Raw genomic sequence first — 26,732 nt, forward strand, 5'->3', positions numbered from 1 at the left:
TCCAGTTTCGCAGCATCCCGGTCATGGGCTGACAAAGCCAAGACCGTTCTGAACGCGGGGTGTGACGCCGCGACCGGTCATCAGGGTGTGATTGGCCGCCACCAAGGTGGTGGAGCTGCCGCCATCGAGATTGAGGGCGTCGCTGATGCCCAGCTGTTGGAGGGCCAGCGTGGTCTCCAGCAGCGTTGGGTCGCTGCCGGAACGTCCCCGCAGCGTGAACAGCCACACGCGCTTGTCGTCCTGCCCCACAACGGTTCGCGGGGCTGACTGGGAAAGGAACGCCTGACTGAAGCCTTCCTGGCGTCCTTGAAGCACCATCCGGCCCCCCTTCAAAAGCAAAGGGCCTCCCGCCAGAACCTGCGGTTGTTGGCCGACTGGGCTTGAAGGGCGCAGGTTGATGCTGACCTGATCGCCTGGCTTGGCTGGGAGTGGGGCCCCTGCACGGGACACGATCAAGGAGCTGCCGGCTGCAAGAGGGACTCCGCGCACCAGTGCCGCGCGATCGTGCTGGCCGATGACTTTCCCGGCACGAATCGAGATCGCTTTCTCTTCGCCGCTGAGTGCTTTGTAGACAGGCCCCCAGGCACGTGTGTAACGACTCAGGCCCCGCTGCACATAACCGCTGTTCAGATGGCCGAGCCCCCAGCGACGTCCGCCAGCGACCTGAAGGGTCTGATCCAGTCGCAAGCGGTCGAAGAGCAGGGGCTGGCCGATGGACCAGCCGATCGCGCCGCGATTGAGAATCGGGCCTGAGATCCAGGTGCCATCCATGCGAATGGCACCGAGCGGGAGTTGTCGCACGCGATTGAAAAACCCACCGTTCACGGCAGTGAGCGCGCGTTCTTGCTGCGCCAATTGCGTCAGATACCGAAGTCCTGTCTGGGATCCCCGGGCTGGGAGCGGACGCAGGCTGAGGCTGTCGCTGTCGAAGGGGGTGCCGGCGCGGTAAACGAGCAGCGGTTTGACACCCACGCGCACGGTTCGGACATCGAGCACCAGTCCCTGCGCTTGTGCGGCCTTGATCGCTGGGCTCATCAATGCCGCCTGCAATCCATTGCCTGGGGCCACACGGCCTGGACTCCGCGTCGGGTTCAGGCCATCGATCACGATTCGCCAAGGCCCCGCCAGCGTGAGCGTGGGCTGTTCGCCCTTGCCCTTCAACACCAACGCTTGAGATTGGCGTTGCGCGGTCAGTCCGATTTGCTTCAGCTGTGCGTTCTGTGCGGGGGTGGTTCTCACCCCAAGCAGCAGATCGTCATCCCTGCGTTGCATCAGCGCTGGGCCGCTCAGGTCCAGCACCAGGCGTCCCGCTGTGCTGCCCTTGCCCTGACGCAGTGCGAGCACGCGCGGGGAGGAGAGTGTGAGCGACAACACCTTGCCGCTTCTGCTGCTGCCCACCTTCAGAGCTCTGAACCAGGGGGCGGCATCTACTGCGACTTCATCGTCAAGGGTGCGCGTCGGCAGTGATGCCAGCAGCCGTCGCTCTCCGAACCACTCGAGCGCTTCGCCCGCTCGCTCCTGAACCCGTTGAAATCCCAGTCTCCCCGTGAGGATGTCGAGGGGAATCCAAAGCTGACGAGGGGATCGCCGGTCGCCACCGATCCAGATCCAGGTTCCTTCGGTGGTGATGCCACCGATGCGCACCGCATCACCCTGGCTCTGTTCCGCTCTCCGAATCTCAACAGTTGGTGGGGGAGGCGGCGGCGGTATGGGCATTTGAAGACGCTAGCCGGGGTGGTCGATCCTTAGGATTTGAGTTTGGGCCGTATGGATGAGATATCCAGTTACGGCATTCGTCCGACTTTTCTGCAGGTCATGACTCACCTTCCCGGTTCCTATTGGCCCTACAGCGACAGTGCTGCGCCTGAGGCCGTGGCCGGTGAAAAAGATGCTTGCGGCGTTGGATTCCTGGCGCAGCTTCAGGGTGAGGCCAGCCATTGGGTTCTGCAGCAGGCCTTGCGTGGACTGGGTTGTATGGAGCACCGCGGCGGGTGTGGCGGCGATGGGGACTCCGGCGATGGTGCTGGTGTGCTCTGTCAGATCCCCTGGACCTATCTACGGGAGGTTTGGCCAGAAGCGGCCGCAGCGAAAGGTCTGGGCATGATGTTCATGCCCACGGAGGCAAGCTGCCGAGAGGATGTACGCCGCGTCTGTGATGCGGAGGCCACCGCCCTGGGGTTGCGACCTCTGGGATGGCGCACGGTTCCTGTTGATCCAACCGTGCTTGGTCCCATGGCGCGGGCAACGGCACCTGTTATCGAGCAGTGGGTGCTCGATGGCACTGGGGATGACTCGGCTTTCGAGGGTCTGCTTCTGCGCTTGCGCCGCAGGATCGGTGCTCGAATCCGTGCCGAGTTCGGTACCGATGGTGGCCATGAGCTTTACGTGGCGTCCCTGAGCAGCCGCACGGTTGTTTACAAGGGGATGGTGCGCTCCGAGGTCTTGGCGCAGTACTACGCCGATCTCAGGGATCCGCGTTTCGCCGTCAGCTTTGCGGTTTATCACCGACGTTTCAGTACCAACACACTGCCCCGCTGGCCACTGGCCCAGCCGATGCGTTTGCTGGGGCATAACGGCGAGATCAACACCCTTCTGGGCAACCTCAACTGGGCCAAAGCCTCGGAAGCCAGTCTTGAGAACGTCTGGGGTGAGGCGGCCGATGACCTGATTCCGGTGGTGAATCCTGCCTTCAGTGATTCCGCCAACCTCGATGCCACCTTGGAGCTGATGGTGCGCAGTGGGCGGTCGATTACCGACAGCCTGATCACGCTGGTGCCGGAAGCATTCCGAAATCAGCCCGACCTCGACACTCGTCCGGATGTGACGGCGATGTACGAATTCAATGCCGGAATCCAGGAACCCTGGGATGGCCCGGCGTTGTTGGTGTTTGCCGATGGCAAGCGGGTGGGGGCCACGTTGGACCGCAACGGGTTACGGCCAGCGCGCTGGTGCACCACTGAGGACGGTTTCGTGATCATGGGATCGGAGACCGGTGTGGTGGATCTCAGCGGCAAGACCATCGTCCAGAAAGGGCGACTCGGCCCTGGACAGATGGTGGCCGTGGATCTGGAACGCGGTGAGTTGCTCGACAACTGGTCCGTCAAGGAGGACGCGGCGTGTCGTTTCCCCTACACCGAATGGTTGCAGCAGCACCGCCGCAGCGTGGCTCCGCAGCCCTGGGCCCAGGACCGACAGGTGAGTGAACTCGATCTTCTGCGCCTGCAGACCGCCATGGGTTTCACCGCCGAGGATTTCGATCTGATCATTGAAGACATGGCGGCTCTGGGTAAAGAGCCGACCTACTGCATGGGTGATGACATCCCCTTGGCGGTGCTCTCCGATAAGCCCCACCTGCTGTTCGACTACTTCAAGCAGCGCTTCGCCCAGGTCACCAACCCACCGATCGATCCGCTTCGGGAAAAGCTGGTGATGAGTCTGGAGATGCATCTCGGTGAACGACGTCCTGCCCTGAAGCCCCAGGCCGAGGCCGCTGCCGTGATCCATCTGGAGACCCCAGTGTTGAACGAGGCCGAGTTGGCTGCCATCAGCCAGCAGGGGCTGCCGGTGCAGACCCTGTCCACGCAAGTTGCAGTTGAGGCTTGTGCCGGCGGGCTGCAGCCTGCGCTCGAAGCGCTCTGTCAGGCCGCAGAACAAGCGGTGCGCAGTGGTGCACAGGTGCTCGTCCTCTCCGACCGAGTCGATGCGTCAGGTGCCGCTGCTCCGCTCACCCCCACCACGGTGGCCATGCCATCGCTGCTGTCCGTGGGAGCTGTGCACCATCACCTGCTTCGACAAAAGCTGAGGTTGCAGTGCTCCCTGGTGGTGGATACCGCGCAGTGCTGGAGCACGCACCACATGGCGTGCCTAATCGGGTATGGCGCCAGTGCCGTTTGTCCTTGGCTCACTTGGGAGACCACCCGACACTGGCTGGAGCACCCCAAAACCAAAAAACGCATTGAGCAGGGCAAGCTGCCCGCCCTGGATGCCGATCAGGTGCAGGCCAATGTGCGTTTGTCTCTTGAAAACGGCCTTCGCAAGATCCTGTCCAAGATCGGAATCTCGCTGCTGGCCAGTTACCACGGCGCTCAGATCTTCGAGGCGATCGGTCTTGGTGCCGATGTGATCGACATTGCCTTCAGCGGGACCACCAGCCGGGTCGCGGGCATGACTCTTGCTGAATTGGCCAATGAAACCCTGTCGATGCATGCCAAGGCCTTCCCCGAACTGAATCGCAGCAAGCTCGAGTTCATGGGTTTTGTTCAGTACCGCAGTGGTGCCGAGTACCACCGCAACAACCCCGAACTCTCCAAGGCATTGCACAAAGCTGTAGCCCAAGGCCCTGGCTACGACCATTTCTCCACCTACCAGGCTCTGTTGGAGAACCGACCGGTCATGGCCCTGCGGGACCTGCTGGACTTCAAGTTGGCATCCACCCCGCTTCCCCTCGATCAGGTGGAAAGCGTTGAGAGCATCTGCACGCGCTTCTGCACGGGTGGAATGAGCCTCGGCGCACTGTCCCGTGAAGCCCATGAAGTCCTGGCGGTGGCGATGAATCGCATCGGCGGCAAGAGCAACAGCGGTGAGGGCGGTGAAGACCCAGCCCGTTTCCAGGTGCTTAAGGATGTCGATGGAGAAGGTCGATCGGCGTCCTTCCCCAGCATCGGTGGACTGCGCAATGGCGATACCGCCTGCTCCGCGATCAAACAGGTGGCTTCAGGCCGTTTCGGTGTGACAGCTGAATACCTGCGGAGTGGTAAGCAGCTGGAAATCAAGGTGGCTCAAGGGGCCAAGCCCGGTGAGGGCGGCCAGTTGCCAGGTCCGAAGGTGGACAAGTACATCGCCTGGCTTCGCAACAGCAAGCCAGGTGTGGCTTTGATTTCACCGCCGCCGCACCATGACATCTATTCGATTGAAGATCTCGCCCAGTTGATCCACGATCTCCACCAGGTCCATCCCGCAGCGCCTGTCAGCGTGAAGCTGGTGGCTGAAATCGGTATCGGCACCATCGCTGCCGGTGTGGCGAAAGCCAATGCCGATGTGATTCAGATCTCGGGCCATGACGGCGGCACCGGCGCCTCACCGCTCAGCTCGATTAAGCATGCCGGCGGCCCTTGGGAGTTGGGCCTGACCGAAGTGCATCGCGCTCTGTTGGAGAACGGTCTGCGTGAACGGGTGCTGCTGCGGGCCGATGGTGGCCTTAAAACCGGCTGGGACGTGGTGATCGCTGCCCTCCTTGGTGCAGAGGAGTACGGCTTCGGTTCGATCGCCATGATCGCCGAAGGCTGCGTGATGGCTCGCGTTTGCCACACCAACAACTGCCCTGTTGGTGTGGCCACACAGAAGGAGAACCTGCGCAAGCGCTTCACCGGCGTCCCCGAGCATGTCGTCAACTTCTTCTGGTACGTCGCCGAGGAAGTTCGTCAGCTGATGAGCTTGCTGGGTGTGAGCAGCCTTAAAGATCTGATTGGACGCACCGATCTGCTCAAGGCCCGATCGATCGAGTTGGCCAAGACCAAGTGTGTGGACCTTTCCAGCCTGCTCGCTCCGATCCATGGTGCTGAGGATCGCTCCTGGCTTTGCCATAGCGCTCAGGCCCATGGCAATGGCCCGATCCTTGAGGATCAGCTCCTGGCGGACGCTCAGCTGATGGCTGCGGTGGAGAGCCATGGCTCGCTCAGCCGCAGTGTTGAGATCATCAACACCGACCGCAGTGTCTGCGCCCGACTGGCGGGTGAAATCGCCCAACGCCACGGCAACCGTGGTTTCAACGGACAGCTCGATCTGACCTTCCGTGGCGCTTCCGGGCAGAGCTTTGGTGCCTTCCTGGTGCAAGGCATGAATGTTCGGCTCGAGGGTGAGGCGAATGATTACGTCGGCAAGAGCATGAACAGTGGCCGGATCACCCTGGTGCCTGCTGATGCCACTGCCAATCCTGGCGATCAGGTGATTCTCGGCAACACCTGTCTGTACGGAGCGACCGGTGGCGAACTGTTTGCCCATGGTCGTGCCGGTGAGCGCTTTGGTGTCCGCAACAGTGGTGCCCGTGCGGTCGTGGAGGGCGCCGGAGATCACTGCTGTGAGTACATGACCGGTGGCGTTGTGGTGGTGCTTGGCAGCACCGGACGCAACGTCGGTGCCGGCATGACCGGTGGTGTGACCTTCCTGCTCGATGACAATGACCGGGTCACTCCCCGCGTCAATCCTGAGATCGTTGAAGTGTGCAGCATCACCACCGATGCGCAGGCTTCGTTGCTGAAGCAATTGCTCGAGTCGCATGTGGCGACCACTGGCAGTGAGAAGGCTGCAGCCCTGCTGGCGGATTGGTCAGCGGCCAAGTCGCGGTTCAAGGTGCTGGTGCCACCAAGTGAGCGGGAGGCCATGGGCTTGCTGGATCGGGCTGCTGTGGCGGCCTGATCGCTCTTGATCCATGCCTTGGTTCGTCAAGCAGGAAGTGTTCACGCCAGCCATGCGGGCACTTCCTGCCGATGAGCGTCGCTCCCACTGTGATGCCCATCGCGCATGGCTCGATGCTGAGCGGGCGAAAGGCAGGACGCTTTACAGCGGTTTTCTCGTGGATGGCCAGGAGAAGCCCGGAGGCGGCGGCTTGCTGATCTTTGAGGCCGCGTCCTATGAAAGCGCCCATGCCTGGGTGACGCGCGATCCAATGATTCACCGCGGCCTGGTGACCTGGTCGCTGCATGCCTGGCGACCTGTTTGTGCCAATGCCTTGCCCTCTTCGCAGGCTTGGTGAGCTTGCGGCGCAATTTTTCCTGACTGGTCCCTGGCAGGCTTCTGGTTAGCGGGGATGGCTGAGCATCAGCTTTTGCACCTCGCCAGCGTGGTAACTGCTGCGCGTGAGTGGTGTGCTCACCACCTGAAGGAAGCCCAGCTCACCTTCACCCACCTCGCGGTACGAGTCGAACTGCTCTGGAGTGACGAAACGGTCCACCGCCAGATGCTTCGGACCGGGTGAAAGGTATTGACCGATGGTGACGATGTCGACCTGATGCGCACGCAGGTCGCGCAGCACATCAATCACTTCCGCATCGTTTTCTCCGAGCCCCACCATCAGTCCTGATTTGCTGTAGGCCTTGGGCCAGCCTTCACGCACACGCTTCAGCAGCTCCAGCGATCGCTGGTACTCACCCTGTGGTCTGGCTTGTCGATACAAGCGGGGCACGGTTTCGATGTTGTGATTCAGCACATGGGGCGCCGCCTCCATCACGGTGGCGAGGGCATCCCAGTTGCCGCAGAAGTCAGGGATCAGCAGTTCGATGGTGGTGAGCGGTGAGCGCTGTTTGACCTGTTCGATGCAGGCCACGAACTGGGAGGCGCCACCGTCCTCCAGGTCGTCGCGATTCACTGAGGTGATCACGACGTGCTTCAGACCGAGCCTTGCCACAGCCTCGCCGAGGCGTTCAGGCTCTGTGGGGTCGAGCTGCCGAACGCTTTTGTCGAAGTCGATGTCGCAGTAAGGGCAGGCGCGCGTGCAACCGGGGCCCATGATCAGAAATGTGGCCGTCCCGCCTGCGAAGCATTCCCCGATGTTGGGACAGCTGGCTTCCTGGCAGACCGTGTTGAGCTTCAGGTCAAGCAGCATGTCTGCAACGGCTCCGATGCGTTCCCGTTGCGGTGCTTTGACGCGGAGCCAGTCAGGTTTCAGGACGGAGGTCATCTTCTAGAGTCGGGCCATCGGGATGTAGCGCAGCTTGGTAGCGCACTTCGTTCGGGACGAAGGGGCCGCAGGTTCGAATCCTGTCATCCCGACTGCATTGGTCGGCATCAACTGAGTGCGGCTCCGGGGTATCCACGGGGGGTCACCATTCGGCCGCCCATGACCCGACTGCTGCTGTTGCCGATTACCAGCACAGTGAGCATGTCAACGTCAGCTGGCTTGAGGCTAGCCAGCTCGAACAGGCTCACGCTCTCCTCCCGTCGTCCAAGTTGGCGCGCCATCACCACGGGTGTTGTTGTCGGTCGATCGGTGAGCAGGATCTCAATGGCTCGCTGAAGCTGCCAGTCACGACCTTTGGAGCGTGGGTTGTAGAGCGCCACCACAAAATCTCCTGCTGCGGCAGCGTGCAGCCGTCGTTCAATCACCTCCCAGGGTGTGAGCCTGTCACTCAGGCTGATGGTGCAGAAGTCATGCATCAGCGGTGCTCCGGCTTTGGCCGCCGCCAGTTGCAGGGCTGAGAGGCCTGGGTGCACCTGGAATAAAGGCCGATCGCTTTCAGGCAGATTCATCCACAGTTCCAGGGCGAGTCCGGCCATGCCGTAGATCCCGCTGTCGCCTGACGACACCAGCGCAACTCTGGTGCCCGCACGGGCCATCTCCAGGGCCTGCTGACACCGGTCGCGTTCCCGTGTGAGCTGTCCATCCACCCGCACCTGATCGTGGCGGCGCAGGGGCTCAAGAAGATCCAGATACAGTCCGTAGCCGACCCACGTCACACACCGACTGAGGGCTTGCCTGGCATCGGGGGTGAGCAGCTCCAAGGCACCTGGCCCACTGCCGATCAGATGCAGCTCGCCCCGTTGAGGTGCAAAGGCTTGGCTTGCTTCAGCGATGGCGACCGTGACGGCACCCTGTTCACCAGGTTCGGCATGAAAGATCTGCTTGGGTTGATGGAGAGGAGCGCCGTCTCCTGCTGCCAGTAGAGCCGCAGCTTCCGCGACCGATGCCGTACCCATCTCCGCTTTCACCACCTCAGATGGCGTGGGCACGGCAACCTTCGCCAGGCTGGCAGCGTTATGGAGTCGAAAGGGCCATCCGTGCTGTTCGCTTAGGTGAAGGAGCGCTGGCTCATCAGCCTTGGCGTCGATGCTGCTGATCCCGGCCACCGCTTCAGGCGCCAGTGATGCTTGAGCGAGGACCGATGCGACAGCACGGTCCACCAGGCTCTCGCTGGTGTTGCGCTCGCAACCGATGCCGATCCAGAGCGTGGCGGGATGCCAGCGGCAGGCCGCGGCGTCAGTGCTAGCCCCGATGCTCAAGGCGGCCGATGGGTTGGCTCCATCCAGAAGATTGAGCCGTTGGCTGCCAGCACTGGTGGACCAGAGCGTTGTTCCGCTCTGCTGAGCCAGGCTCAGCGGTTGCTCCATGGCCTGGGATTGCATCAGCTGATGCCAGGCGCTGGCTTCGCCTGCGCGAGTCCAACCCCATGCCTCGCCGAAGGCATCCAGTGCCAGGCGACCTTGCGTATTGGCATCACCGGTGAGAACGGCTCGGCCTCCAAGAGCTGCGGCCAGATCGCGTGCCAGCTGCTCTGCGCCAGCGGCATGTCCACCCAAGAGCGGCACCACATGCTCACCCCGTGCATCCACCACCACCACCGCCGGATCGGAGTGCTTGTCCTGCGCCAGAGGAGCCACCAGCCTGGTGACGGCGCCAATGGCGCCAATCACCAACAGATTGCCTCCACGGTTCCAGTGCGCTGACAGCAGCTGCGAAGCCTGGCCAATCTGCAGATCCGCGGGTTTGTCCTGCAGCGCGGTTGCAGCACCGGGTGTCAAGGCGATTGTCTGGATGTGTTCCATCTGCTGCAGGCGTTGCAGCAGCGGCAAGGCGCTCGCTGAGAGGCCGAGAGCCAGCGACAGGGTGTCCGCCTTGTGCGTGTTGGTGATGTCAGCGTTCAGGGCGAGAAGCCTCGGGAGATCAGCGCTGGGTGCCGTTGGCGTTCAACAGCTCCCTGGCTGATCCTCCCAGGCTGCTGGTGGGGGCATTGGTGTTGGACTCCTTCTCTGGGGCGAGTGGTGGTGCAGCGATCGCCTTGGGCTGGCTGGTGCGCTCGCTCTTCGGCGGGTTGGCTGCTGTGGGTTTGGCGTCGGATGGGTCCGGCGACTCAGTCACCTGTTCGCTGGCGGGCGCGGGCTGCGGTTCCAGCTGGACCGCATCACTGTCGCCCGTGATCGACTGAGAATCTGGCGTTGAGGTCGTGTCTTCGACGGTGGGAATGGGTTGTGGCTCGGGGGCAGCGGGTTGCTCTGACTGGGTGGGCTGCTCTGTCGTCACGACAGCTGTGGACTTGGCTGGTGGCGTGGGTTCTGGAATGGCCTCTCCGAGCAGACGTGCGATCTGCTCATCGGAGAGCTTGGATTGCATCCAAATTGGTCGCTCTCCTGAAAGGGCGTCTGGGGAGCGGAACTGATTGTTGAAGACCGGAGTGATCGGTTCCCCCATGCCATCCAGCAGCTCCATCTGAACACCACCATTGCCGGCACCTTTCAACCAAAGGGCGTCCTGGCGGTCGGCCAGAAAGCTGTCGCCGTTCACGCTGATGCGCAGCCTCCATCGTCCATCGCCTTCGCGAAGGTTTTGCAAAGGCGCATTCCAGATGAGCCAGTCGATCAGCAGCGGCTCGCCGCGTCCCAGTTCTGCAGGACTGACGACGGCAAGCCATGGCGCATCCTGTTCGGGCTGTGTGCCGATCAGTTCCTGCAGAAGGTCCAGTCGCCATTGAATGCTGGCCCCAGGCGATTTCACGGCTTCGCCCCAGGGCATGGCTGCATAGGCGCTGAAGCGATGACTCCCAGGGGTGAGGTCCGGCAGGTCAATGCTCAGTCGACCCTCGCTGGCCTGGCTGAATCGCAACGGCGTCTGATCATCGATTTGCAGAGCCACGTGCGCCCCAAGCCCCAGCTGAGGGTCTTCAGCCAGCGGCCAATCTTCCACCTGAATCTCAATGGATGTGCGGCGATTCTTCAGCAGGCTTCCATCGTTTGGACTGATCAGCGTTAGGCGCGGCTGGTGACGATTGAGGGCCTGTTGCAGTTGCTGCACCGCGCCAGGGGGGCTGACTTCCTGCAGGCGACCCGTCGGCGCGCTGGCATCGACGATGCGATCCTCGCGAGCCCTTGAGCTGTTTTGATCGCCTCCCCATGGCCAGGCCTGAACTGGCGCGGCTGACCAGACGCTGATCAAGAGCACCATCACGGCTGCCAGCCAGCGTTGAAGGATGTGGTTCCGGCCTGATGCCGTCATGGAGCCGAGCTTGAGTGCAGTCATTCTGGTCATCGACGACAGGTCGTCACTCGCAAGCGAAATATGCATTATTTAGGCGAATATTTTTTGTCTTTCGGTGATGTTTACTCCCTTGAATCGATCTTGCTTCGCTGATATTCAGCTTTGGGAAAACCCTAGATGGAGACAGGCCCGCGGCCGGATTGAACCTTTGTAACTCCCTTGGGTGAGATGAGGGTCTCCGCTCCTATGCTTCCGCCAGCGGTCCCCTCATCAGGGGCCCCAGCTCCAGTGGCTGTCAGGGGTTTTGATCCTTGAACGCCATTGGTGCCCGGCCGTAGCGAGGTTCGTCCGAACTGCGTCCGGGGCCCCGGTGAATCTTCGGATTTGCTGGAGGGGTGTCCCACCACCTCGATCCCGTCCCTCGAGGAACGACTCGATGACCATCAGCCCACCAGAGCGTGGGAGCACCGCGAAGACTCAGGTCGAGAAGGTCGACAATCCAGCGACCTTCGAGCTGTTCGGAAAGCCCGGACACTTCGACCGAGCCCTCGCGAAAGGTCCCAAAACCACTACCTGGGTTTGGAACCTCCACGCCAACGCTCACGACTTCGACAGCCACACGAGTGACCTTGAGGAGGTTTCTCGGAAGATCTTTAGTGCTCACTTCGGCCATCTGGCCGTGATCTTCATCTGGCTGAGCGGTGCCTTCTTCCATGGCGCTCGCTTCTCCAACTTCTCCGGCTGGCTCGCCGATCCCACTCACGTCAAGCCCAGTGCTCAGGTGGTGTGGCCGGTGTTCGGCCAGGAAATCCTCAACGGCGACATGGGTGCCGGTTTCCAGGGCATCCAGATCACCTCTGGTCTCTTCCATGTTTGGAGGGCCTGGGGCATCACCAACGAGACGCAACTGATGTCTCTAGCCATCGGCGCTCTGGTGATGGCCGGCCTGATGCTGAATGCAGGCGTTTTCCACTATCACAAGGCAGCTCCGAAGCTCGAGTGGTTCCAGAACGTTGAGTCAATGCTCAACCACCACCTCGCTGGTCTTCTCGGCCTGGGCTCACTGTCCTGGACCGGTCACCTGCTGCATGTGTCCCTGCCCACCACCAAGTTGATGGATGCCATCGACGCTGGCCAGCCGCTGGTGCTCGACGGCAAGACCATTGCTTCAGTGGCGGACATTCCCCTTCCTCACGAATTTTTCAACCAGGATCTCCTGGCTCAGCTCTACCCAGGATTCAGCGCTGGTATTGGCGCTTTCTTCCGTGGTGACTGGGCTGCCTACAGCGATTTCCTCACCTTCAAGGGTGGTCTGAATCCGGTGACTGGAAGCATGTGGATGAGCGACATCGCTCATCACCACCTGGCTATCGCGGTGCTGTTCATCGTGGCCGGTCACATGTACCGCACCAACTGGGGCATCGGACACTCCATCAAGGAGATCCTCGAGGGGCAGAAGGGTGATCCCCTGCTCTTCCCTGCAACCAAGGGCCACGACGGCCTGTTCGAGTTCATGATCAACAGCTGGCATGCTCAGCTGGCCGTGAACCTTGCACTGCTGGGATCTCTGAGCATCATCGTTGCTCAGCACATGTACGCGATGCCTCCTTATGCGTACATGGCGATCGACTATCCGACTCAGATCGGTCTGTTCACCCACCACATGTGGATTGGTGGCTTCCTGATCGTTGGCGCTTCCGCTCACGCGGCTATTGCCATGATCCGCGACTACGACCCCGCCAAGCACGTCGACAACGTGCTCGACCGGGTGCTCAAGGCACGCGATGCCATCATCAGCCACTTGAACTGGGTCTGCATCTGGCTGGGTGCCCACAGCTTCGGTCTGTACATCCACAACGACACCATGCGTGCTCTGGGTCGTCCCCAGGACATGTTCAGCGACTCCGCCATCCAGCTGAAGCCGATTTTCGCTCAGTGGATTCAGGGTCTGCACGCCTCCGCAGCCGGCAGCACGGCGCCTAACGCTCTCGCCAGCGTCAGTGAAGTGTTCAACGGTTCGGTGGTTGCCGTCGGCGGCAAGGTTGCCGCTGCGCCGATCCCCCTCGGCACCGCTGACTTCATGGTGCACCACATTCACGCCTTCACGATTCACGTGACGGTGCTGATTCTTCTCAAGGGTGTGCTCTACGCCCGTAACTCCCGTCTCATCCCCGATAAGGCCAACCTCGGCTTCCGCTTCTCTTGCGATGGCCCTGGTCGTGGCGGCACCTGTCAGGTGTCTGCTTGGGACCACGTGTTCCTCGGTCTGTTCTGGATGTACAACTCCCTGTCCGTCGTGATCTTCCACTTCTCCTGGAAGATGCAGAGCGATGTCTGGGGAACGGTGAGGCCTGACGGTTCCGTCCAGTACCTCTCCAATGGCAACTTTGCCAACAGCGCCATCACCATCAATGGCTGGCTGCGTGACTACCTGTGGGCACAGGCCGCACAGGTGATCAACAGCTACGGATCCAACACGGCCGGCTACGGAATCATGTTCCTTGCAGGTCACTTCGTTTGGGCCTTCAGCCTGATGTTCCTGTTCAGCGGCCGCGGCTATTGGCAGGAGCTGATTGAGTCCATCGTCTGGGCTCACAACAAGCTGAAAGTGGCTCCGGCCATCCAGCCCCGTGCGCTGTCCATCATCCAGGGCCGTGCCGTGGGTGTTGCCCATTACCTCCTGGGTGGCATCACGGTGACGTGGGCCTTCTTCCACGCCCACATCCTTGCGGTGGGCTGACCTTTCCTGACCTTTCCCTCTAATGGCAACGAAATTTCCTTCGTTCAGCCAGGGTCTGGCACAGGACCCGACAACCCGCCGTATCTGGTACGGGATCGCCACGGCTCACGACTTCGAGAGCCATGACGGAATGACGGAGGAGAAGCTTTACCAAAAGCTCTTCTCCACCCACTTCGGTCACCTCGCGATCATCGGCCTGTGGGTTTCGGGCAACCTGTTCCACATCGCCTGGCAGGGCAACTTCGAGCAGTGGGTCGCCGATCCTCTGCACGTAAGCCCTATCGCTCACGCAATCTGGGATCCCCACTTCGGTGAAGGCGCCATCACGGCGTTCACCCAGGCGGGAGCTTCCTCACCGGTGAACATTGCCTACTCAGGCCTGTATCACTGGTTCTACACAATCGGCATGACCACCAATGCCGAGCTGTACCAGGGATCCATCTTCATGATGATCCTGTCAGCCTGGGCTCTCTTTGCCGGTTGGCTGCACCTTCAGCCCAAGTTCCGGCCTTCCCTGGCTTGGTTCAAGAACGCTGAATCGCGCCTCAACCACCACCTTGCTGTCCTCTTCGGCTTCAGCTCGATCGCCTGGACCGGTCACCTGGTTCACGTCGCTATCCCTGAATCCCGCGGCCAGCACGTCGGCTGGGACAACTTCCTCAGCGTGATGCCCCACCCCGCTGGTTTGGGTCCCTTCTTCACCGGCAACTGGGGTGTGTATGCCCAGAACCCTGACACCATGGGTCAGGTGTTCGGTACTGCTGAAGGATCCGGCACTGCGATCCTCACCTTCCTCGGTGGTTTCCACCCTCAGACCGAAGCCCTCTGGCTTACGGACATCGCCCACCACCATCTGGCCATCGGCTGCATCTTCGTGATCGCCGGCCACATGTATCGGACCAATTTCGGCATCGGTCACTCCATTAAGGAGATTCTCGAAGCCCACAATCCTCCGAAGGGCACTCCCGGAAACCTCGGTGCAGGTCACAGCGGTCTGTACGACACCCTGAACAACAGCCTGCACATGCAGCTGGGTCTGGCTCTCGCCTCCCTCGGCGTGGTCACCTCACTTGTTGCTCAGCACATGTACGCCATGCCGTCGTACGCCTTCATTGCGAAGGCCTACACAACGCAGGCTGCTCTGTACACCCACCACCAGTACATCGCCATCTTCCTGATGTGCGGTGCCTTCGCTCACGGTGCGATCTTCTTCATCCGTGACTACGACCCCGAAGCCAACAAGGACAATGTCCTGGCCCGGATGCTCGAGCACAAAGAAGCGGTCATCAGCCACCTGAGCTGGGTCACTCTGTTCCTCGGTTTCCACACCCTGGGTCTCTACGTCCACAACGACGTGGTCGTGGCCTTCGGTACCCCCGAAAAGCAGATCCTGGTTGAGCCTGTCTTCGCCCAGTTCGTTCAAGCCGCTTCCGGCAAGGCGATCTACGGCTTCGATGTGCTGCTCTCTAATGCTGGTGGCGCCGCCGCCAATGCCAACGCTGCCTACATGGGCGGTTGGATGGATGCCATCAACGGTTCCCGTGGCAGCAACGATCTGTTCCTGCCCATCGGCCCTGGTGACTTCCTGGTTCACCACGCCATCGCACTGGGTCTCCACACCACCACCCTGATCCTTGTGAAGGGTGCCCTGGATGCCCGTGGCTCCAAGCTGATGCCCGACAAGAAGGACTTCGGCTATTCCTTCCCCTGCGACGGCCCCGGCCGTGGCGGCACCTGTGACATCTCCGCTTGGGACGCCTTCTACCTGGCTGTCTTCTGGGCGCTGAACACAGTGGGTTGGGTCACCTTCTACTGGCACTGGAAGCACCTCGCCATCTGGCAGGGCAACGTTGCTCAGTTCAACGAGTCCAGCACTTACCTGATGGGTTGGTTCCGTGACTACCTGTGGCTGAACTCATCCCAGCTGATCAATGGATACAACCCCTTCGGCAGCAACAACCTTGCTGTCTGGGCTTGGATGTTCCTCTTCGGTCACCTGGTGTGGGCCACCGGTTTCATGTTCCTCATCTCCTGGCGTGGTTACTGGCAGGAGCTGATCGAGACCATCGTCTGGGCTCATCAGCGCAGCCCCATCGCCAACATGATGGGCTGGCGCGACAAGCCTGTGGCACTGTCCATCGTTCAGGCTCGCGTTGTTGGTCTGGCTCACTTCACCGTGGGTTATGTCCTCACTTACGCGGCATTCCTGATCGCATCGACGTCGGGCAAGTTCGGCTGATCCAGCTGATGGTCCTCTGAACACCAACGTCGTTTCTCGAAATTCCCCCGTCCGGCTCTGCCAGGCGGGGGTTTTTTCTTGTTTGCGGGGTTCGCCTCAGATGGTTCGTGTCAGACAGTGAGGCCCAGCGCGTGTCTCAGCTGATCTCGCTACGACGGCTTGTTCATCCATGCTGCATTGCAGCCCCCACCCAAGCAGCAAGACCGGCATCAGGCTGCACGCTTTTGGTCAGGATCTCCTATTCAGATCGGCCAAGGCCATGGACCATCATCTCGCCAAGACATCGCCCGAAATGTTGGTCCTTGCTGGATCAGTTGCTGAACAAAATGTCGAGTGTGCGCAGATAGGTGTGTAGTCCAGCGTCCTGGATGGGGAGCACGTAGGCATCAGCTCCGGATTCGTTGTGATGGGAATGCCAGTAGCCCGGTGGCGTCACGAAAGCAGCGCCAGCGACCCAGTCCTCTCGGTGGGGATTGCGGATCCCACCCTGGTCATCTAGTTCTGTGCCGATCAGCGTGTAACACCCCGGTTCGCAGCCGACGGCGAAATCCAGGGCGATCGACTGGTGGCGGTGCGGTTTCTGTTCCTGGCCGGCGGGCAGGATGCCGAGCATCGCCCAGAGAGTGTGGGTGACTGTTCGAGTCTGTGGAAACGCAGCGTTCCCCAGCAGCACGCTGACGCGATTGGCGCGGGCGCCACTCGGGCTTGCCGCGATTTCCGCCAAGCGTCCCTGGCTGTCGAGATGGCTGTAGAACGTGGGCTCAAATCGGGATTCACTGGGCGTGACGCCCAGATGGCGCAGCAATGGCGCGTCGTGCACCCAGTAGAGAGCACCCTTGCCGCGACTGGTGTGAATGGCATCGCCGCCTGCGGGTAAGACGAGCATGTCGCCTTTGCTCCAGCTGAAATGCTCGCCGCAAGCTTCGGTTTCGCCTTCGCCATCGGCCACGAAAAACAGCTGGCTCGTGGCCACCGCCGCTGTTCGCAATTCGGTGTCATGCACGCGCACGAAGTTCGCGCAGAGCGACGGACCGGTGGCTGGTCCGTCGCAGTTGAGCTCCGCGCTGAGGTCGAGTGGCAGCACGGCACTGCCACTCTCCTCGAAGAATCTCGGTGAGAAACTGCGATAGGGCACCACAGAGGTGAGGCCGCTGCGGATCGGATTCGCTGCTTCGCCGTAAGAAAAGAATTGCGCCTGTTCTGAGGAAGCCCGCCGTTGTGTTGTGCTGATCACCATGGCGCGGCTTCTTTGAACAACAAGGGCACCCACACTACAAATCGCTGCATCCAGGGGTTGTATGCATTGCGTCATGGTTCCGACTGGAGTCAGTCATGGCTCGGACGCATCCTTGATGTGGACTGAGAACCATCCAGGTTCTGTCCTCCTTTCCATGTCGATGCCCTCATTTCCACCAAGGCTCGAGCTTGTCGTGTTGCTTGCAGGCGCTGTGGTCGGTTACAACCTCACGCTGCAAATCCTGCCAAGTCAGCGCATCAACCTGGCGCAGCTCGAGGTGCAGGACCGACTCGATCGTGGAGAACCCAGACCCTTGGATGCCACCAGGACGTCCATGCCGGTCACCCAATCCGATGCGGTTGCAACCGCCATGGCTTTGGGTTCAGGTGTCTGCACGGTCCCAGCGGGGGGCGGACCTGCCTTGAACGAACGCTTTGAACCCTGCTAATGGGAGTGCTGGCCCTGGTGTTCAAATGAATGACCTTGGGGGTTCAACCATCCAGCTCTGGTGTTGCAGGTGCCACACCACGCCAGCGTTTGATAGAGAAGTAAATGGACGGCACCACAAAGAGCGACAGCAGGGTGGATGCCAGCAAACCGCTGAACACCACAGTGCCGATGCTGATCCGGCTCGCTGATCCGCTGCCTGTGGCGAGCAGCAGTGGTAGAAACCCTGCGAGGGAGGTCACGGCGGTGAGCAGGATCGGCCGCATCCTGTTGATGGCGGCGCCTTCAATGGCTTCGAGCAGACCAATGCCCTGCTGGAGGCGTTGATTGGCAAACTCCACGATCAGGATTCCGTTTTTCGCCGCCAGGCTGACGAGTACCAGCAGACCCATTTGGGCGTAGACATCGAGGCTGAGACCACGCAACTTCAGACCGATCAGAGCACCCAGGAGTGCCATCGGCACAGTGAGCAGAATGATCATTGGATCAACAAAACTTTCGTAGAGGCCTGCGAGCAGCAAGTACACCACCGTGAGGCCGAGGGCGAACAGCACCCAGGACACTGACTCCGCGCGGGTCTCCTCTCTGGCTAGGCCCGTGAAGGCCAGGGCCAGATTGTTTCCGCCGGTGCTTTCGCTCAGTGCTTCGAGTAAATCGATCGCCTGGCCGCTGCTGATGTTCTCCTTCGGTACAGCCGTGATGCTGATCGAGCGATTTTGATTGAAATGGTTGATCGTGTTGGCTCCGGTGTCACGGATCAGGCGTGCCACGTTTGCGACTGAGACCAGTTCACCGCTGCGGTTGCGCACCATCAGACTGGTCAGATCATTGGGCGTGCTGCGATCCCTTCCCTCCAGCTGGATGTAGATGCTGCGGATTTCTCCGCCTTCAAAGGTGTCGTCGATGTAGCGACCGCCGATGGCGGTGCCGATGTCCCTCAGCGTTGCTCCGACTGGTAAGTCCAGTGAAGCCATCAAACTGCGGTCAATCTCCAGGCGCCATCGTGGTGAACTGGCATCGAAACGGGTGCTGACCCGTTGGAAGCTGCCAGTGGCTTCAGCGGCCTGAATGAACTGCTGGGCCTGTTCTTCAAAGGCTTGCAGGCTCAGTTGGCCACCGCTTCGGTCGAGCAACTCCAGTTGCAGACCCGACTCACTGCTGAATCCCCGCACGGTGGGGGGTGTGGTCACGATCACCCGTGCATCACTGATGCGCTGACGCAACGCACGGTTCAGCCGTTTTTTTATGGCTTCGCTGCTGTTCTCGCGTCCCGGTCTGTCCTTGAGCGGTGCCAGACGCAGATAAAAGGAACCGGCATTCTCTCCGCTCTGTCCGAAGGAGCTTCCTGCATAAAAGTTGCCGCTGCGCACCAGCGGTTCCTCCGCGACAACTGACCGAATGCGCTCCATCACCGCTTCGGTGCGCTCCAGGCTGGCCCCGTCCTGAAGAGTGAAATAGCCACGCACCTGCCCTTGGTCTTCATTGGGAATGAAGGCTGTGGGAATGGTGGCCAGGCCAATCCCTGTGATGACCAAACCAGATAGCAATAGGGCGATCACCAGGCGACCGCGTGGGAGCCACACCGCGAGTAGACGGCTGTAGGTCTGCTGGACCTGAGTCATTCCACGGCGCAGTCCGCGACTGAGTGTCTGCACCGGTCCCGGCAACCGTCCGCCTCCAGGCCCAAGCACACGCGCGCAGGCCATGGGCGTGAAGGTGAGGGCATTGAAGGTGGAGAACAGAATCGCGCCGCAAATGGCAAGAGCGATCGGTTGATAGAGACGGCCGATGGATCCTGGGATCAGCAAGACCGGCAGGAACACGGCTGCCAACACCAGTGAGGTGGCGAGCACGGCGCCACCGAGCTCAGCCATGGCATCTTCAGCGGCCCCTTGTGGTTCGTCGCCGGCTTCAATGCGGCCAGCGATGTCTTCACTCACCACAATCGCGTCGTCCACCACGATGCCCGTGGCCAACACGAGGCCGAACAGGATCAGGCTGTTCAAATTGGAACCGCTCAGCCGAACGACGGCAAGACTGCCGATCAAGGCGACAGGCACGCTGAGACCAGGAATCATTGCCAGTCGCCAACGCCCCAGAAACAGCACAAGCACGACGAGCACCAGCACCACCGAATCGCGAAGCGTTGCGGTGGTGCGATCGAGGTTGGCCTGGACGGTGTCCGCCACATCAACAATCACTTGCATCGTCAGCCCCGGTGGGAAGCTGCTTTCCAGTCGCTCCAGCTCATCCCTGACCGCCCGGCTCACCGCAAGAGCGTTGGTCCCGTCACGTTGATAGATGCCCATGGCGACCGAGCTCTCTCCCTGCAGGTTCAGGGCTCTGCTGCCGTAGTTGCGCTGTCCAAGCTCCACACGACCAACATCCTTTAGCCGCACCAGCCCTCCACTCTCTGTTCGCTGCACGACCATGTCTTCGAAGTCGCGAATGCTGCGCAGGCGCCCTTCTGCATCCACGGGCAGGCTGAACAACTGACCGCCGGGGGCCGGAGCTTTGCCGAGGTTGCCGACTGCCGCCAGAACGTTCTGTTCTGCCAATGCGGCACTGATGTCGTTGGTGGAAAGGTTGAACTGCTCCAGTCGGTTGGGATCCAGCCAGAGACGGAACGCCAGTTCGCTGCTGCCGAACACCCGGACATCCCCAACTCCAGATGCGGAGCGCAGGCTTTCGCTCAGGCTTTGATCCAGCCAGCCACCGAGAAAGATTGGCTCATACATCCCGGCCGGGGCGCTGAAGCCAAGGATCAACAGCAGATCGTTGCTGGATTGGCTCACGGTCAGCCCCTGACGCGTGACGGCCTGGGGCAGACGGCGACTGGCGAGGTTCACCTCGTTCTGCACCTTGATGGCGTTGAGCTCGGGGTCCCCGGACGCAAACCGCAAACTGAGGCTGGCGCCTCCTTGTCGGCTTCTGGAGGTCATGCTCTCCAGCCCATCGAGACCGTTGAGCTGCTGTTCCAGCACGGTGGTGACGCTCTGCTCCACCACCTCAGCCCCAGCCGCCGGAAAATTGGCGCGCACACTCACGCGTGTCGGAGCCAGTGGCGGAAGATCCTCGAGGCCTAGCCCTATCAGGGACACCACACCGGCGAGGAGCACCAACAGGCTGCAGACGATCGTGAAGACGGGCCGTCTCAGGAATGGCTGGGAGATGGACCGCACTGCTTCGATCTCAAACGCAGTGGCAGTCAGACAATAAAGATCCCCTCCAACAATCGCCGATGGTTGAAGGGGATGGAATGGGAATTGGGTTTAAAAACAGTTCCCGGTAATCAACCGACGCTCCAGACGCCAGCAGCAATCTTGAACAGGTCCTGAACGTGGACGGTGTTGCAGAGGAACCAGGCGAACACAGCACCACCACAGCCGCCGAGCCAGAAACCACTGGTGAAATCAGCCCAGCCCATCCGAGTGAACAGATCAGCGGGAGGATTCTCGACGGTGGGGTCGGAAGGCGGAACGTTCGGCTGGGCACCCGGCTGGTTGTAGAGCAGGAACAGCAGGGTCAGGATGTGCACAGCACCGATGGCAGCCAGCAGACCTGCTGTCTGGGCGTATTCGGTGTTGCGAAGGGGGCCGCAGATCGTGAAGGGGCCGTAGAGCAGGTAGCCGAACGCAGCTCCGGTTTCGATTCCACGGAAGTTGGCGGAGATCCCTGGCCGATAGAGGGGCAGGTTGTTGATCAGCGCCTTAATGAAATAGCCACTGTTGACGGGTGTCGCCAGGTTCCCAACACAGGGATCAGACGCTGGAGTGACGGTCATTGGATGAAAAAGCCGAGGTTGAAGGGTTTGCAGCCAGCGATCACTCAGCTGCTGTAATCACACGTCCAACGAGAACGATGAATACTGCGGGAAAAACAATTCCGATGATCGGCACAAAGATCACCGGCAGCCATGCGGCTGCAAATTCTCCAGTCATGGCAGCGGCCAAAAGGTCCGCCGTTACTGTAGGGACTGCCTTTCTGCTGGTCTCAGACCAGGCTGATCGGCGACATAAAAGTTCAATCCATCCGGCCTTTGCCGTTCAGTGCCCATGAATCAGCTCCTTGCAGGTGGTGCCGCACTCGTGCTGATGGCTGTGCTTTGGGCCCTGGGCCGTCGGCCTGGAAAAGTTCTGCTGCGCAGCACGGATGCAGCGTCCGTGGCGGCGATCAATCGGGCACAGCTGGGTGTGGTTGAAACCGTGCTGACCAAGGCGGACGGCACGTCCCCAGCCGAACCTGGCAAGGTCAAAATTGCAGCTGTTCAGTTCGAGCCTCCCGCCGGAGTCTCGGAGCGCATCGCTTTGGAACGTCAGTTGCGTCAGGCAATGGATCAAGGCGATCCCCTGCTCAGACTTGATGCCATCGTCACAGCCGGTGCCTGGGGGCATGGGAATGTCCTGCCGCTCTTGCGCCGTGGTTTGCGTGATGCGGACAGCCGTGTGGTCGAAGCCGCTGCGGCGGCGATTGCGCGACACCGTGGAGCCACCAAGTTGCCTGCAATTCAGGCGGCTCGCCCGCCCCGCAACGTGGCGCGGATGCGGTAGATCGGCCGCCCCTGGCTTTCGTGATAAGTGCGAATCAGGAGCTCCGCTAATAGGCCAAAGCAGAACAACTGGATGCCCGCCAAGCCCAGCACCACGGCCATCGTCAGCAAAGGACGGTTGCCGATGTCGGCTCCCATCAGCTTGATCACCAGGAGGTACGAGCTGGCGACAAGACTGGTGGCAATGGCAATCAGTCCCCCGAATCCGAACACGTACATGGGCCGGGTGAGGAAGCGTTTCATAAACCACACCGTGAGCAGGTCCATGAGCACGCGGAAGGTGCGGTCAATGCCGTATTTGCTGGTTCCGTACTGTCGGGCGCGGTGATTCACCTTCACCTCGGTGATGCGAGCCCCTTCGATGAAGGCCAGTGCGGGGAGGAAACGATGCAGTTCCCCATAGAGGCGCATGTCGGAGAGCACGTCACGGTCATAGGCCTTCAGCGAGCAGCCGTAATCGTGGAGCCGCACGCCGGTGACGCGGCCGATCAGTTTGTTGGCCAGCCGTGAAGGGAGTTTGCGTTGGAGTTCCGCATCCTGGCGATCGAAGCGCCAGCCACTTACGAGGTCGTAGCCCTCACGCAGCTTGTTCAGCAGGAGTGGAATGTCGGCGGGATCGTTTTGAAGGTCACCATCCAGACTCACGATCACCTGCCCCTGGGCCACATCGAAACCAGCGGCCATGGCCGCGGTTTGGCCGTAGTTCTTCCGTAGCAAGACGCCCACCAGCTCGGGAACCTCGGCACTGATGCGCTCCAGCACGTCGGATGTTCCATCGGTCGACCCGTCGTTGACGAGCACTAGCTCAAAGCGCTCACCGGTCGGTCGAAGCGCTGTCAGGAGCTGCTCCACCAGCTCCGGCAGGCTTTCCTCCTCGTTGTAGAGGGGAACCACGACCGAAAGGTCCAGCCCAGCCGTCATCGAGATCCGATCGATTTCAGAGCAACTTAATCGGCGTCAGCGAACACACCTGCAGGCCCGAGCTTTGCGTCCTGTCCATTTCTCAGGGCAAGGTGCTCCCGTCATGGCAGCGGGTGACCCGCCCCGCACCGCGCAGTTCCGCTCGGTAGTGGCTGGCCACAGGATGACCATCAGCAGGGTCAAGGCTGTCGATGCCAATGCCGTTGCGGCCATGGTCACGGCCAGAGCTGTGCATGTATCGACCATCTCCCAGATGGATCCCCACATGGGTGCAGCGCTCCGGCTGGCCGAAGAAAATCAGATCACCCGGTTGCAGCTGGGTTGGATCCTCAGGGCTCACAGCCACCGGATGGCAGAACCGTTCCTGTTGGTAAGCATCACGAGGAAGCCAGATCCCGGCGCTGGCAAATGCGGTCTGAACCAGGCCGGAACAGTCGAGATCAGGACCGATCGTCCCTCCCCAGAGATAGGTGTTGCGGCGCTTCGAGGCCCTGTCCAGCCAGGCGAGAACGTCGCCAAGGCGAGCCTGGATGGCATCGGCGCTGAGCAGATGGGGGTCCCAGGCAGAGCAGGCAACGGCCTGTCCATCCAGCTCGCTGAGGGACAGCCAACAGGGATATCCGTCCTCCATCAGCACCACGCGCATCCGGTTGTGTGCGTCGGGCTGTAAGGGTTCGATCACCTCGCAACGCCGACCTGCTGCTGCCTGGGTGGCCAGGCCTTCTCCATGGTTTTGGGCGTAACCATTGAGGTCACGACCCAGACTCCAGCAGCTGCCGGCGCGGATGAGGTCCGGTGCGATCGGGGTGCCTAGGGTCGGCATTGCCACAAGCCATTGCCATGGCGTTCTACCGCCCCGAGCAGGGGATGCAGGGTCATCTCGCTGGGTTGATCGATCGGTTGGCGGATGATGGCCGTCCCGGCCTTCATGACCAGATCTCTGTCACCTGGGTCCGTTACGACGACTCTTCCCCCACCAGTGGCAGTGGGTTGGGTGCTGGATGGGCTGATCAAAAACAGCGTTATCCCGCCAGTGTTGTCAAGTTGATCTACGCGGTTGCCGCGGAGCATTGGCTGCAGCGAGATCTCATTCCCGACAGCGAGGAGCTTCGCCGCGCGCTGCTCGACATGCTCGCTGATTCGAGCAATGACGCCACCGGGCTCATTGTCGATCTGCTCAGCGGTACCACCAGCGGTCCGACGCTGCGCTCGCCGTTTCGAGAGCAATGGGAACAGCAACGCCTCGTCGTGAATGACTGGCTGCAAACCTTCGGCTGGCCTGAGCTGGAGCACATCAACTGTTGTCAGAAAACCTGGGGAGATGGTCCCTATGGCCGTGAGAAAGCGTTCTACCGGGATGACAACAGCAATCGCAATGCACTCTGTACAGCCGCGGTCGGACGCATGCTCGAGGCGGTGATGACCGATGCGGTGCTGTCACCCCCCGCTTGCCAGCGCTTGCGTGATCGTCTGCTGCGTTCCCTGGATTTCACCGCACGCGCCGCGGATCCTGAGAATCAGGTGGATGGATTTCTCGGAGGTGGTCTGCCGTTGGAGTCTCTCCTCTGGAGCAAGGCCGGCTGGATGAGTCAGGCCAGGCATGATGCGGCCTGGTGGGTGGTGGAGGATCAACCGCCAACGCTTTTGATCGTGTTCTCTGAAGGCAGCAAACAAGCAGCAGATGAAGCGTTGCTGCCCGAAATCGCCAAGGCAGTTGCTGCTTATCAGGCCGTTTAGGGCTTGTGTTCAATTCAACGGAGAGGGAGGGATTCGAACCCTCGACAGAAGTTGCCTCCTGTAACTCCTTAGCAGGGAGCCGCTTTCAACCACTCAGCCACCTCTCCAGCGGCCCGACCACCATATCAAGCTGTCGTCCGATCAGACCACCAGTCGCGGCAGGCGATGTTTGAAGCCGCACAGCACCTCCCAGGGGATCGACTGTGCCAGCTCCGCCCAATCCTGTGGGCGAATCACCTCTTGACCGTCTTGCCCCAGAAGTGTGATGACGTCCCCGACCTCGACATCCGGATGATCGGTGACATCCAGCACCAGCTGATCCATGGTGATCGAACCCACCTGAGCCAGGCTGCGACCGCGGTGCAAGGCATGAATGCGCCCTGACAAACAACGGCTGACGCCATCGGCGTAGCCAATCCCAATCACTGCGAGTCGACTGGGGCGATCGGTGATGAAGCGGTGGCCGTAACTCACGCCAACGCCGGCATCCACCTCCCGGATCAGGCTCACGCGTGCTTTGACCGCCATAGCGGGCTGCAGATCCAAGCTCTGCTCCAGGTGGGCACTGGGCGCGTGGCCATAGAGGGCCAGGCCGACCCGCACCTGATCGTGATGCAGCGAGGCATGGCGGAGCGTTCCGGCTGAGTTGGCGAGATGGCGTTCCAGGCCGTGGGCTCGATGGGCACGCGTGACCGCTTCAAATCGCTCGTTTTGCATGCGGGTGATGCGCTCGGCATCGCCGTCCAGTTCCCCATCAGCCAGTGCTAGATGGCTGTAGACCGCACGTAGGTGCAATTGGTCGAGCTGAAGGATGGCGTCGGTCAGGCGTTCACCGTCCTCCCAGTTGCAGCCAAGACGGGTCATGCCCGTGTCGATCTTGAGCTGCACTGTGAAGCGGCGACCGCTGCCGCTGGCGAGGTTCTGACAAAGCAGGGCTTCGCGCATGCTGCTCAATGTCGGCATCAGTTGCCAGTGCAGACAGGCGCGCAGCTCCTCTGCCTGGGTCAGGTTGCCAAGCACCAGCACAGGCAGTTCCAGTCCCGCTCGGCGCAGTTCGATGCCTTCCTGCAGGGTGGCGACGCCGAGACTGCTGGCTCCCCCGCAAATGGCAGCGCGGGCCACGGTTTCAGCCCCATGGCCATAGCCATCGGCCTTGACCACTGCCATGAGAGCGCAGTCATCGGCCAGCAAGCGTTTGATGGCCCGTGCATTGGCTTCCACGGCCGCGGCTGATACCTCCATCCAGGCGCGCTGGCGCGGATCAGCTCCAACAACGCTTTCAGGACCTGAAGCGCTGTTGGGCTCGGCGGACAAATCAGGCATGCGAGCCAGGGTAGTGAAGGTCACAAAGCTGCCTCTGTGACCCCATTAGCATGCCGTGAAACCAGAGGGCTGGCATGGGCCAGGTTCTTGTCCTCAATGCGTCCTATGAGCCGCTGAACATCACCACGTGGCGGCGTGCTGTCGTGATGATGATCAAAGGCAAGGCTGAAAGCCTTGAACACGATTCACAGCGACTGGTGCGTTCCGACCTGCACGTCCCTACGGTCATCCGTCTGCGTCAGTTCGTGCGGGTGCCATTTCGTCGCATTCCCCTCACTCGCCGCAACCTCTTCCAGCGGGACAATCACACCTGTCAGTACTGCGGCAGTCGTGAGCAGCTCTCGATCGACCATGTCATTCCACGCAGTCGGGGTGGCCAAGACATTTGGGAGAACGTGACTACCGCCTGTACCAGTTGCAATGTTCGCAAGGGCAGTCGAACGCCTGATGAAGCAGAGATGCCGTTGCAGCGGGCCCCTCGGCGCCCATTGAGCAGTCTGAGTTTCGAGGCGGTTCGTCAGATTGATTCGGGTCGGCACCGTGAGTGGGCGAAATATGTCATCGGTGCCTGATGGC

Annotated in this window: 19 protein-coding genes and 2 tRNA genes; 9 read left to right on the forward strand and 12 right to left on the reverse strand. The window is 61.1% G+C overall.

Annotated features, from left to right (window positions below; translation table 11 throughout):
* Nucleotides 1-21: 21 nt before the first annotated feature.
* Nucleotides 22-1,716, reverse strand: coding sequence for a phosphodiester glycosidase family protein (locus SynNOUM97013_RS01985; protein ID WP_186480565.1), 1,695 nt, complete (start codon nucleotides 1,714-1,716; stop codon nucleotides 22-24).
* Nucleotides 1,717-1,815: 99 nt separating this feature from the next.
* Between SynNOUM97013_RS01985 and gltB the strand changes: the two genes are divergently transcribed.
* Together gltB and SynNOUM97013_RS01995 are read left to right on the forward strand one after the other, a co-directional pair.
* A complete protein-coding gene (gltB, locus tag SynNOUM97013_RS01990) occupies nucleotides 1,816-6,414 on the forward strand; it encodes a glutamate synthase large subunit (protein WP_186480566.1) in 4,599 nt (1,532 codons plus the stop codon).
* Nucleotides 6,415-6,427: 13 nt separating this feature from the next.
* Nucleotides 6,428-6,751 carry a YciI family protein gene (locus SynNOUM97013_RS01995; RefSeq protein WP_186480567.1) on the forward strand — a complete coding sequence of 108 codons (324 nt, stop codon included), beginning with the start codon at nucleotides 6,428-6,430 and terminating at the stop codon, nucleotides 6,749-6,751.
* A 45-nt stretch (nucleotides 6,752-6,796) separates the two neighbouring features.
* On the opposite strand, the gene lipA is transcribed toward SynNOUM97013_RS01995, so the two are convergent.
* Nucleotides 6,797-7,675 carry a lipoyl synthase gene (gene lipA / locus SynNOUM97013_RS02000; RefSeq protein ID WP_186480568.1) on the reverse strand — a complete coding sequence of 293 codons (879 nt, stop codon included), beginning with the start codon at nucleotides 7,673-7,675 and terminating at the stop codon, nucleotides 6,797-6,799.
* An 18-nt stretch (nucleotides 7,676-7,693) separates the two neighbouring features.
* On the opposite strand from lipA, the gene SynNOUM97013_RS02005 reads away from it, so the two are divergent.
* Nucleotides 7,694-7,767, forward strand: a tRNA-Pro gene (locus tag SynNOUM97013_RS02005).
* Between the two features lie 15 nt (nucleotides 7,768-7,782).
* On the opposite strand, the gene cobJ is transcribed toward SynNOUM97013_RS02005, so the two are convergent.
* A complete protein-coding gene (gene cobJ / locus SynNOUM97013_RS02010) occupies nucleotides 7,783-9,537 on the reverse strand; it encodes a precorrin-3B C(17)-methyltransferase (protein ID WP_186481366.1) in 1,755 nt (584 codons plus the stop codon).
* Nucleotides 9,538-9,655: 118 nt separating this feature from the next.
* Nucleotides 9,656-10,981 (reverse strand): hypothetical protein, encoded by a 1,326-nt coding sequence (locus SynNOUM97013_RS02015; protein ID WP_186480569.1) that lies wholly within the window; start codon nucleotides 10,979-10,981, stop codon nucleotides 9,656-9,658.
* Nucleotides 10,982-11,399: 418 nt separating this feature from the next.
* Between SynNOUM97013_RS02015 and psaA the strand changes: the two genes are divergently transcribed.
* Together psaA and psaB are read left to right on the forward strand one after the other, a co-directional pair.
* The gene (gene psaA, locus SynNOUM97013_RS02020) at nucleotides 11,400-13,703 is read left to right on the forward strand and encodes a photosystem I core protein PsaA (RefSeq protein ID WP_186480570.1); all 2,304 of its coding nucleotides are present in this window, start codon (nucleotides 11,400-11,402) and stop codon (nucleotides 13,701-13,703) included.
* A 22-nt stretch (nucleotides 13,704-13,725) separates the two neighbouring features.
* The gene (psaB, locus tag SynNOUM97013_RS02025) at nucleotides 13,726-15,942 is read left to right on the forward strand and encodes a photosystem I core protein PsaB (RefSeq protein WP_186480571.1); all 2,217 of its coding nucleotides are present in this window, start codon (nucleotides 13,726-13,728) and stop codon (nucleotides 15,940-15,942) included.
* A gap of 310 nt (nucleotides 15,943-16,252) precedes the next feature.
* Here psaB and SynNOUM97013_RS02030 read toward each other — a convergent pair whose 3' ends face one another.
* A complete protein-coding gene (locus SynNOUM97013_RS02030) occupies nucleotides 16,253-17,179 on the reverse strand; it encodes a cupin (RefSeq protein WP_186481367.1) in 927 nt (308 codons plus the stop codon).
* Nucleotides 17,180-17,333: 154 nt separating this feature from the next.
* Between SynNOUM97013_RS02030 and SynNOUM97013_RS02035 the strand changes: the two genes are divergently transcribed.
* Nucleotides 17,334-17,627 carry a hypothetical protein gene (locus SynNOUM97013_RS02035; protein ID WP_255442899.1) on the forward strand — a complete coding sequence of 98 codons (294 nt, stop codon included), beginning with the start codon at nucleotides 17,334-17,336 and terminating at the stop codon, nucleotides 17,625-17,627.
* 43 nt (nucleotides 17,628-17,670) lie between these two features.
* On the opposite strand, the gene SynNOUM97013_RS02040 is transcribed toward SynNOUM97013_RS02035, so the two are convergent.
* The 3 genes from SynNOUM97013_RS02040 to SynNOUM97013_RS02050 all read right to left on the reverse strand — a co-directional run bounded on the left by SynNOUM97013_RS02040 (nucleotide 17,671) and on the right by SynNOUM97013_RS02050 (nucleotide 21,567).
* Entirely contained in the window at nucleotides 17,671-20,808 is a 3,138-nt protein-coding gene (locus SynNOUM97013_RS02040; protein WP_186480573.1) for an efflux RND transporter permease subunit, read from the reverse strand.
* A 110-nt stretch (nucleotides 20,809-20,918) separates the two neighbouring features.
* Nucleotides 20,919-21,410, reverse strand: a complete 492-nt coding sequence (locus SynNOUM97013_RS02045; RefSeq protein WP_186480574.1) for a photosystem I reaction center protein subunit XI — start codon at nucleotides 21,408-21,410, stop codon at nucleotides 20,919-20,921.
* A 40-nt stretch (nucleotides 21,411-21,450) separates the two neighbouring features.
* Nucleotides 21,451-21,567, reverse strand: coding sequence for a photosystem I reaction center subunit VIII (locus SynNOUM97013_RS02050; protein WP_186470955.1), 117 nt, complete (start codon nucleotides 21,565-21,567; stop codon nucleotides 21,451-21,453).
* 114 nt (nucleotides 21,568-21,681) lie between these two features.
* Between SynNOUM97013_RS02050 and SynNOUM97013_RS02055 the strand changes: the two genes are divergently transcribed.
* Complete coding sequence (locus SynNOUM97013_RS02055; protein WP_186480575.1) at nucleotides 21,682-22,176, forward strand: HEAT repeat domain-containing protein; 495 nt, start codon at nucleotides 21,682-21,684, stop codon at nucleotides 22,174-22,176.
* On the opposite strand, the gene SynNOUM97013_RS02060 is transcribed toward SynNOUM97013_RS02055, so the two are convergent.
* Complete coding sequence (locus SynNOUM97013_RS02060) at nucleotides 22,134-23,096, reverse strand: glycosyltransferase family 2 protein (RefSeq protein ID WP_186480576.1); 963 nt, start codon at nucleotides 23,094-23,096, stop codon at nucleotides 22,134-22,136. The two genes, SynNOUM97013_RS02055 and SynNOUM97013_RS02060, sit on opposite strands and share 43 nt — an antisense overlap.
* Before the next feature lie 82 nt (nucleotides 23,097-23,178).
* The gene (locus SynNOUM97013_RS02065) at nucleotides 23,179-23,919 is read right to left on the reverse strand and encodes a C40 family peptidase (RefSeq protein WP_186480577.1); all 741 of its coding nucleotides are present in this window, start codon (nucleotides 23,917-23,919) and stop codon (nucleotides 23,179-23,181) included.
* A gap of 17 nt (nucleotides 23,920-23,936) precedes the next feature.
* On the opposite strand from SynNOUM97013_RS02065, the gene SynNOUM97013_RS02070 reads away from it, so the two are divergent.
* Entirely contained in the window at nucleotides 23,937-24,833 is an 897-nt protein-coding gene (locus SynNOUM97013_RS02070) for a serine hydrolase (RefSeq protein ID WP_186480578.1), read from the forward strand.
* An 18-nt stretch (nucleotides 24,834-24,851) separates the two neighbouring features.
* Here the strand turns inward: SynNOUM97013_RS02070 and SynNOUM97013_RS02075 are convergent.
* Both SynNOUM97013_RS02075 and alr read right to left on the reverse strand, forming a co-directional pair.
* A tRNA-Ser gene (locus SynNOUM97013_RS02075) sits at nucleotides 24,852-24,940 on the reverse strand.
* Between the two features lie 34 nt (nucleotides 24,941-24,974).
* The gene (alr, locus tag SynNOUM97013_RS02080) at nucleotides 24,975-26,156 is read right to left on the reverse strand and encodes an alanine racemase (RefSeq protein WP_186480579.1); all 1,182 of its coding nucleotides are present in this window, start codon (nucleotides 26,154-26,156) and stop codon (nucleotides 24,975-24,977) included.
* Nucleotides 26,157-26,230: 74 nt separating this feature from the next.
* Between alr and SynNOUM97013_RS02085 the strand changes: the two genes are divergently transcribed.
* A complete protein-coding gene (locus SynNOUM97013_RS02085; protein ID WP_186480580.1) occupies nucleotides 26,231-26,728 on the forward strand; it encodes an HNH endonuclease in 498 nt (165 codons plus the stop codon).
* The last annotated feature ends 4 nt before the right edge of the window (nucleotides 26,729-26,732 follow it).

The organism is Synechococcus sp. NOUM97013, assembly GCF_014279815.1.
Lineage (GTDB): Bacteria > Cyanobacteriota > Cyanobacteriia > PCC-6307 > Cyanobiaceae > Synechococcus_C.